Here is a 6565-nt window from a genome sequence, read left to right on the forward strand (position 1 = left end):
GGGCGTCCAACTCGACCACCAACCGCAGAACCACTACGAGTGGTACGTCAAAATCCCGCACCACGACGACTACCACCTCTGGATCCCCACCGCCGCAAACCCCGAGCAACGCCCGTGGCTGGAAGCGTTGCACGCGGGTGACGCCGAAATGGGTGAGTGTCGGCTACTGGAACGCGACGGCAAGTGGTATCTGCACGTCACCGCGACCCGCGATCTCGAGAAGCGGTCGGCGTCCGACCCTACAGACCGGACGCCGGTCGGGGTGGACATCGGGGATGCTGCCTTGGCTACGGTGTGTCACCGTGACGAGCGCGGCACCCCGACCGCTCCCGACATCTACAGCGACGAGGCATCGCAGGTACGGTACCTCCGCAAGACGTACTTCTCGGCCACCCACCGCCTCCAGCGGCGCGAGAGCGAACGGATTGCGGAGGAGTACGGTGACAGTCTCTGGGAACGCATCGACCACATCATCCACCGTGTCTCGCGGCAGGTGGTCGAACGCACCCAACAGGTCGATAATCCCGTGCTAGTACTGGAGAATCTCCGGTACATCCGCGAGAACTTGGACTACGACGCGTTCATGAACCGCCGACTGCACGGGTGGGCGTTCGCCAAACTCCACGCACAAATCCAATACAAGGCCGAAGAAGCCGGGATTCCCATCGCAACCGTCAATCCCCGGAACACGTCCAGAGAGTGCCACGTCTGTGGCGAGACAGGGACACGGCCACAGCAGGCGACGTTCCGATGCACGAACGACGAGTGTTGGGTCGGAGAGTATCAGGCGGACGTAAATGCCGCGCTCAACATCGCAGACCGCTACCGTAGCGGAGAGAGCCAGCCCCAAACCGACCAAGATTCCGGTCAGAAGACGGCTGGCGATGACTCGGCTACGGATGGGGCCTCATTGACCGGGCCACAAGACAGCCACTCCAAGGGCGAAACCCGCCTGGCGACGAGTGGAACGCATACGTCTTGAAACCTCGAAGGGCCAGTAGCCTGGCCCGAAATCCCATGGCGGGATTCCACGGCGTTTACGCCGTGGAGGAGGTCAAGAAGTTACCCGCGGTGAGAACGTCCAGTTCGAGATCGGCAATGCTGCAGAGGGTGATTCGCCCCTCGTCAGCATCGAAGACGACAGCATCCCGAACAATGCCGATGCTAGCAGTGTCTTCCGGAACGTCGGCGACACGCTCGAAAAGGGTCAATCGGGCGACGGCTACGCAGTTGCCCTTGTCGAGATCGACGACGGTGTCGGTGTCGGGAGTATTGACACGTCCCAGCTCGATACGTCCGACATCGATGTGACGGTCCACAACCCGAGCGTCGTAGATAACAATGTTGAATTCCAGCAGGGTGGCAGTTGGAATCCTGGAGCGAATTCAGCGCCTGATGTTCAGGACCTGTCTGAAGTTGATGATGACACCTTCACGGTCAATGAAGGGTCCATCACGCTTGACAACCCCCAGGGAACCTACGTCGTTGGCTCTGAAGTCAACGTTAACGGTTCGACCGCACCTGGTATTGACGACGTTGCGCTCTACGCTCGCGACGAGGGCAACTTCGAACACTTTCTCACCGTCTCCGTTGACGGCGACGACACCTTCGAAGAGGAAGATGCGATCCTGAGCCAGCTGAGTAACGTTCTCTCGCTGCCCGGCTCCTACCGGATCGCCGCCGTTGATGCTGATGATGAAGCTGTCCAAGCGGTGGGCGACGAGTCCGGTGAAAACACTGTTGACCCCACGGATCCTGATGTGACCCTCGAAGCGTCGCTGACGGCATCCGAAGTCAGTAGCGCAGTCGGGACCCAGTCCTCGCTGCGTGTCACGGACACGGGACTGACTGTCGATTACGTCAGCATCGTCAACGGCCAGGTTGCCGTCGAAGATGCCCAGACGGGAATGACGATCAACGGGACTGCGCCCGGGAAAGACAGTGTCAGCGTGAGCTTCTACGGCCCGCGCGGCACCTACGACCGGACCACCATCACTGTCGACTCGAACGGCGAATTCGAGTCAGAGAGTGTCATGGTTAGCAACAACCTCGCCTTGACCGGCGTAGACGAACAGGGTAACCCGGCTGGTCAGCTCGACACCGGCCTGACCCAAGGGAACGTTGTCATGTCCGTCTTCTCTGACGGTCGTGACAGTACCGCTGGTGATGGTGACATTAGCTTCCCGACTGACTATGTCGCGGCGAATGGTGGGGATAGCCAAGATGGCTGGTACGCCTACCTGAACGATCAGGCTCTTACCCAGCAGCAACTCATCGACCGGGTTGCGAGCGAAACTGTCGAAGACACTGGCAGTGACGACATCTCTGAGGTCTTCCAGTTCCGCTACACCGAAGGTCGTGTGAGCATTGACTCGGTGACCGGCGAAGCCGGTCAGGCATTCACGGTCGAGACCAACGACACGATCTCGGTCTCGGGTGTGACCAACCGCCAGCCCGACGACACCACCATCATGGTGGAAGTCATCGAAGGCCCCAGCGCGAGTTCCCTAGACATCGCGTCGACGGACGCATGGGGCACCGATGGCCAGTGGAGTGTCGAGATCCCCACTGAGGGTGTCGAAACCGGCAATTACACGGTCGAAGCGAGTGTCGGTGGCAACTCCGACATCCGTAGCTTCCAGGTGACTGGTGAGCAGCTTGAGGAACCGACGGAACCGGAGCCGACTGACACGGCAACGGAGCCGGAGCCGGATCCTGAGCCGACCGAAACCACGGAAGAGCCGGAGCCGACCACGGACGAACCTGAACCGACCACGGCCGCGGGCACCGAGCCTGCAGAAGAGACGACCACCGCAACCGGGCCTGGCTTCACCGCCGTGCTCGCTCTCGTCGCACTGGTCGCCGCTGCACTGCTGGCAGTCCGCCGCCGCGACTAACTACCGGAACGCTTTCCGGCCCTAACTGACACTTTTCTTTCGACCGCTCGCCGAGGAGCGGTAGCGCTGACATACTGCACCAGCAGCGGTTGCTGGGGCTATTGGAGCGCTGGCAGTGGGTGCAGGCACACTCCGACATAGCTGTTGCTGGGCGGGACGCAGACCGCACAGAAGGGGCTGTGTGTGGACAGGACTGAAAATCACGACCACGACCCACCATGCGAGTACAGCGACTCGTGGCGATCGCGTGTGGCTGGACACACCTGTCGTGAGAACTGGCGCTCACCAGATATAAAGACAAAATAGGGCCGGCAGGGTGCCGACCCCCAGGTTGGCCATTAGGCTCAACGCTGCCGACACGAATAAGCGTTGGCACCTGCCTGCGCGTGTATATGTTTGTAATCGACCAGTTTCCAGAAATCCAGCATCGACTGGCCTGAGCCGGTCTGTGTAGCGGCCTGTCGGTGACTATAAATGAGGGGTGTATCCTAGCAGTGAAGCGCAGGGTCGTCTGGCCCCTTGTTTCAGGTGTAGTTGGAACCAATGACTCGCACGCTACACCGCGTTGGCTCAGTCAGTTTGGCAGTGGCACTGGCACTCGCATTGACACTCGTTGGGCTGCCCGGCTCCGCCGCCGCACAGGCTGACAACCCCGACGAGACCCAGGACAACCTCGACGAAGCAATCGAACGACTCGACACGTCGGCTACCGAACAGCAGGAGCGGCACAACATGACTCACAGCATGGCGCAGTTTGACACCAGCGACGACGAACGCACGCTCGAAGACGCCATCGAACGGCTCGAATCCAATGGCTAACATCCACGTTCGTGAACCAACTCTCTTGCAGTAGTAGGGTCTTAGAATAGGGATCCGGCTGGCAGTCGACAGTGACTGGCGTTCCGGGACGTTCTGTACTGTGAGGAGAACCGCACATTTACACGCGACGCGCGGCTATAGATAGAACCTGAGATTTTAGAGAATACAATATGAGATACGCAACGGAGGTTATAACGTGGGAAGACAACGCTTTCCATCCGCTGGATAATGCGCTGGCTAATGAGAACGCTGCCCATCTGGAAGAAACATACTACATCAGCCCACTCCAGGATGGAACGTACGCCCATCTCTCCCGATTTCGCGGGGACATGGCCGTCGCGAGGGACATTCTATCCGATACCGACGCGGTACTTGATTTGGAGGGCCCCACCGAGCAGGATGGGCTCGCCTATCTTCACACAGAGCCCTCGCCACTACTCAATGAGTTGATGGTGACCCTATTTGAGCACGAAGTGGTCCTGAAATGGCCAGTCACCCTGCTCAATGGCAACCCACGGGGGATGCGGGTAACGCTGATCGGGACTGACGAGTCCGTCTCGCAGGCGCTGGCAAACTCACCGCCAGACGTCTCTGTGGAGCTAGAGCGGATTGGCCAGTTTGATGGCTCAGTGAGCCCGCTATTGGTCTCTCTCACAGAGCGCCAGCAGGAGGTGCTTGCAACTGCTGTGTCGCATGGCTACTACAATATGCCACGCGAAACAACGCAGGCAGAACTCGCCACGGAACTTGATCTTTCGTCAGGGACGGTCGCGGACCACCTCCGCCGGATTGAGAACAAATTAGCGTCGACAGTCGCAAATTCGTGGGTCTAAACCCAAGCAGTCGCAGCGAAACCGAGCGTCAAAAAGATTTGTCGGTTACGTCATCGGATTGGTCTCGGTAGTCTTCGACTTCGATGACTTGCTCGTCTCCTCGTGCGTGAGATCGATATCAGCCGATACTACCGGCGCGTCCAACTCCCGCCCGACGGCCGCGATGAGTGCATCATGACCGTCGAGGAACACCCCCTCAGGAGCGACCTCGTCCGCAATCTCCCCAGCGGGGGCAGCCGTTTGTTCGTCGACGGCGTGTGCCGCAGCCCACGCCAGGTCGGCACGGAAGCCCTCGACATTGCCATTCGGAACGTTCCCTGCCCCAACTAGCGCCTCGGCGTACGCCGGAACGGGCAGCACCCACCGCTCAGCGTCGCCGTCGTTTGCCTCGTAGAACTCCTTGGTCGCCTCGACACCGTTGAGGTAGTCGATGAGAAAGCTTGCGTCGAGGACCTTCATGCGTCCGCGTCCCCGCCCTCGCCCAACTGTCGCATCCGCGCTTTCCTCATTTCTTTGGCCTGCTCGCGCTGGTCACGAACTCGATCGGCCTCCTCGTCGGATCACCGGCCAAACCCGTCGTTGAAATCTCCATCCGCGTCGTCGCCGAGGACACGCTTGAGGACATCGTTGTACGATTTCCCCTCGTGTCGGCGGCGATCGAGAATGCGCTTTACCCGGCCGCTGACCCGGATCTGCTCATCGGTAGGTGCCATTGGTTCGTTGACGTTGGGGTTGACATTGGTTATTTGTTTGGCCAGAGGACTCCACACTGAAATATGACAGAAAAACTCCGTTCTTGAGCGACAGGTCGCCGCGTATCCCGCCCTCGACCCAGTGGCTGGCCCGATTTCGACCCGGAAGGCTGAGGTCATCGAGGACCTCAAATCCCGAAGTCGGCGCTGGAGAACCCTTCGGATTCCGGATATCGAGTGGTTGGCATCTGATCGGATTTCGGCGCAACCGCTCAGATTTCCGAGTTCCCTCCCGCGGGCGCGAGTCACGAATAAAACAGAGACATCCTCTGCGCGTTCAGGGGGCACCCCATCCTCCCCCAAACGGCCGCGCAGTTTTATCAAAAAATTCTGAGAGAAACGTCTGAGTGGTAGGTGTGCAGGCTGTCAGCGGCCAGTGTCCGTGGTGAGTGCGTTCGAGACTGCTGGGGCTACTGTTTCTGTTCAGTGTCTCTGCCCACTGACCGGCTGAGTTTCCCGAACTACAGTGTAACAAACCCAAATCCGAGCGCGTCATCGAAACCACAGACTCCGGCTCCCAGCGATCGCCCGCACGCAACCCCTGCATCGGGGCTCAGACGGCTCGTTCGTCTCAGAACAGGCTTCCCTGCTGGCCCGCAACGCGGAGATCCACGGCCGGGGCTACGGGGCGGCCGGCTACGGTCGCTGACGGCGGCGGCGGGCTGATGACGCACGTCTGCGTCGCGGGCGCGCCGGGACAAACCGGTCCGCCCGTACGATAGGTTTTAGCCATTTGATAAACATATAGAGATATGGAGACGCCACGGCGAGACTTCCTGATGGCGGCAGGGATGGCTGCAGGGCTGACTCTCTCGGGTTGTGTGAGCGATGAAACGATTCCAGGCACCAATGACGATGCTACAGCGGCTGGCGCAGATGAAGTCACTACAAGACCTGGGGCACAGGAAACCGTCCCTGGCCCGGAGACATCATCTGGTATCCTTATGGACAGGACGGAGACAATCGACGGGAACGACTACATCGCGGAGGACTTCTCAATCAACTCGGAGGCGCAGTTCAGGTATCGGCTGACCGTCGAGAGCAACATCCCGGTTGATTTGTTCGTGGTTACAACCAGCGAGTTCATACGATACAAGCAGGGGATGCGCATCACTCCGGAGGTGTTGGAGCCACGCATCAACAACGATAGCGGCGACTTCACTGTACCACAGGGGAATTACTACGTGGTGGTCGATAACACAGATCGTCTGGAAGCGGAGCCGCCCGGGCAGTTAGAGTCGAAGTCTGCAACAGTCGACATCGA

At 59.6% G+C, this 6565-nt stretch carries 6 protein-coding genes and 2 pseudogenes; 5 read left to right on the forward strand and 3 right to left on the reverse strand.

Annotated elements, in window-relative coordinates:
• On the forward strand, window positions 1-982 hold a 982-nt coding region (locus BMX17_RS24235; protein WP_092665066.1), incomplete at its 5' end, for an RNA-guided endonuclease TnpB family protein.
• Window positions 983-1037: 55 nt separating this feature from the next.
• Here the strand turns inward: BMX17_RS24235 and BMX17_RS24240 are convergent.
• The gene (locus BMX17_RS24240) at window positions 1038-1319 is read right to left on the reverse strand and encodes a hypothetical protein (RefSeq protein WP_092665069.1); all 282 of its coding nucleotides are present in this window, start codon (window positions 1317-1319) and stop codon (window positions 1038-1040) included.
• Between BMX17_RS24240 and BMX17_RS24250 the strand changes: the two genes are divergently transcribed.
• The 3 genes from BMX17_RS24250 to BMX17_RS24260 all read left to right on the forward strand — a co-directional run bounded on the left by BMX17_RS24250 (window position 1308) and on the right by BMX17_RS24260 (window position 4549).
• Entirely contained in the window at window positions 1308-2897 is a 1590-nt protein-coding gene (locus tag BMX17_RS24250) for a PGF-CTERM sorting domain-containing protein (RefSeq protein ID WP_139203755.1), read from the forward strand. The genes BMX17_RS24240 and BMX17_RS24250 overlap by 12 nt on opposite strands.
• A 585-nt stretch (window positions 2898-3482) precedes the next feature.
• Window positions 3483-3716, forward strand: a complete 234-nt coding sequence (locus BMX17_RS24255) for a hypothetical protein (RefSeq protein WP_092665078.1) — start codon at window positions 3483-3485, stop codon at window positions 3714-3716.
• Window positions 3717-3886: 170 nt separating this feature from the next.
• Entirely contained in the window at window positions 3887-4549 is a 663-nt protein-coding gene (locus BMX17_RS24260) for a helix-turn-helix domain-containing protein (RefSeq protein ID WP_092665081.1), read from the forward strand.
• A gap of 28 nt (window positions 4550-4577) precedes the next feature.
• On the opposite strand, the pseudogene BMX17_RS24265 reads toward BMX17_RS24260, so the two are convergent.
• A pseudogene (locus tag BMX17_RS24265) lies at window positions 4578-5008 on the reverse strand (PIN domain-containing protein).
• Window positions 5005-5262, reverse strand: a pseudogene (locus tag BMX17_RS27670) (antitoxin VapB family protein). Before BMX17_RS27670 ends, BMX17_RS24265 begins: the two co-directional pseudogenes overlap by 4 nt.
• A 791-nt stretch (window positions 5263-6053) precedes the next feature.
• Between BMX17_RS27670 and BMX17_RS24275 the strand changes: the two are divergent.
• On the forward strand, window positions 6054-6565 hold a 512-nt coding region (locus tag BMX17_RS24275), incomplete at its 3' end, for a hypothetical protein (protein WP_139203757.1).

This window comes from Halorientalis persicus (assembly GCF_900110215.1).
GTDB classification, from domain to species: domain Archaea; phylum Halobacteriota; class Halobacteria; order Halobacteriales; family Haloarculaceae; genus Halorientalis; species Halorientalis persica.

Bases quoted from the DNA above. Each gene is read 5' to 3' on its own strand.
- BMX17_RS24260 (WP_092665081.1), top strand. From the start codon at position 3,887: ATGAGATACGCAACGGAGGTTATAACGTGGGAAGACAACGCTTTCCAT.